2 protein-coding genes are annotated in these 2192 nt (G+C 42.2%); one reads left to right on the forward strand and one right to left on the reverse strand.

The window, feature by feature from the left end:
• Positions 1-225, forward strand: a 225-nt coding sequence (locus PG888_RS22740; RefSeq protein ID WP_270694442.1) for a hypothetical protein, incomplete at its 5' end; no start/stop codon positions are given.
• A 191-nt stretch (positions 226-416) separates the two neighbouring features.
• On the opposite strand, the gene PG888_RS22745 is transcribed toward PG888_RS22740, so the two are convergent.
• Positions 417-2042, reverse strand: a complete 1626-nt coding sequence (locus PG888_RS22745; protein WP_270816048.1) for a hypothetical protein — start codon at positions 2040-2042, stop codon at positions 417-419.
• Positions 2043-2192 lie beyond the last annotated feature (150 nt).

Genomic DNA, 2192 nt, shown 5'->3' on the forward strand with positions numbered 1-2192 from the left:
GGTCCTGCATCGAGAAAACCGACTACCCGTTCCCGGAGGAGTTGGTGCTGTCAACACCGTCCCGGTGAACGGTTACGTCTCTTTCAGGCTCAAAATCTCGTGGGGGAAAACCGCGAGATTTTCAGAGAGCTTCAAATGGCGGGCACCGCACAGTTCACCCGCACGCAGCTGTTCCAGAGTATGCATAACCGTTTCTCAATCCTGATGATCTGCCTGATGGCGTAGCCCGCCATCAGCTCGCGCCGAACCTGCGTCCGGTGGTTTTAAAGGGGGGGCATTATAAAGAATTCGGGGCGCAGATCGCCCCTTTTGTTGCCTTGGCAAGGCATGGCGCTTAGCCACACCACCCCAGCGAATGGACGAAACAGGTAGGGTGCAAATTCATTGCACCCTACGGTACTGTAACGAGTAATCAATCATGACGTAGAACATTCAGCCGCCAGTTCATCAAGCACTGCGAATACTCCATCAAGATCATCACGATAGAAGGCTGTATAATTTGATGTAAAAACACATCTCTCGCTAGTATTTAACTTAAGTCCTCGGATCAGCTCGCGATTTTTAACCCAATAATTCCCCATCGCTATTGGATCCAAACCACCTGAAATTGTTTCTCTGGTTGCAATATAGCCATCGTCATCCCTACCCAAGAAAAAAGTACTGCTTAGGTGTGACAAACAGTGATCAAGGAATAAGAATATATTTCTTTCATCGTTATCAGGATTGAAGCATATATCAAATACGTAGTTGTTCACTAACCGAGCTATTCCACCATTATCCCCACTCCCGCTCTCATCATAATACCCACAACCTACGCCTGAACCATCAGGAGGATTTGAGTTACTAAGTTGATATATAACGAATATTTTTACGATATTACGTGTAATAGCAACTCTTCGAGCGAGTGAGTTCTCTTCTGCTAATGTTGGGTCTTGTAATGCCTCTTCTATAAATTTATAGTAAGCCGAACCAAGATAAACATCCACTGGCACATCATTGACTTCTGAAAAGAAGTTTTTCTGTTGATCGATATAAGTCTGCTTGAAGAGAAAGAAGACCTCCTGTGATAATTTTCTCATTTCCATCAAAGCAAGATCTCTTACAACCCCTGATGTAGGTGCATTATTATCCTGATGAACAATAAGTGCTTTTTGCAAATTATATAATTGGCCACCACGATCAGATGAGCACTCTAGCCTAAATATCATAAGGTCATACCAACCAAGAGCACCACGTTCAGAACTTATAAGCTTCCGCAGTATGCCATTACCTTGATAGCTATTTTCCCCAAATAATCGCCACGCAATCTCTATGACATTTTCAGAAGTATTTGATAGCCGCCGTCCAGACCCACTGCCCCAACCGACACTATCTAGCAATCGCAATAAAGAGTAAATTGAACGCTGACGCAAGCCCTGATCATTATTATTGAACATTGAGTAATGTGGTATGTACGCAATAAGCGTACTTATCGCATCTGCTGCCTGCGTGTTTGTGAGTTCATGAGATTGGTTGACTAAAACACGCCAAAATTGATCATGAGAATATTCTCCATTGGTCAACTCAAAATCCGGTAGTGTTAGTATTGACGTAATCAACGAACCATTTTTAACCCGTGCAACTGCTTTTTGGTAAAGAATAAATGTCTGTTGTGGTTCGGGTGTTGCAAACCGAACAATGAGTTTTAGATATGCCTCTAAATTTCTAAAGCCACTACTATTAAAACATGCTCTGGTTCGGCGTTCAGCTTCATCGATATCACTGCTAAAACCAATGTCCACATTACTCACATCAAATAACTGCGATAATAAAAATCGAGCAGACCTTGGCAAGTTCTCTTTCAATTCTGAAAAAGCACTTGAATTTATAAAGCCTTTGTTTTTGGGATCTTGCTGAACTGAAAATGAGCCACTTCTACCTTCAGTCTCTTCTACATAAATACGTCTAAACAAACCAGGATAATTAAGGTGTAACAATATAAGATTGATAAGATCCTTGTTATTGAAATCTGTTCTCCCCAAGTCTGTTTTCTCAATTTGCATTAAGATCATTGCATTAACGAATCGTTTTAACTTTCGTAAATTGCCAACCAAAGGCATATAGTCAGAAGCGAGAACGCGAATTCAACTTCGAAGTGCGACACTCGCCTATGCCGCCTGACGGTACTCTTCGAATACCTTGACAGGCTGCCT

The organism is Aeromonas sp. QDB23, assembly GCF_027707745.1.
In the GTDB taxonomy this organism is placed as follows: Bacteria; Pseudomonadota; Gammaproteobacteria; order Enterobacterales; family Aeromonadaceae; genus Aeromonas; species Aeromonas allosaccharophila.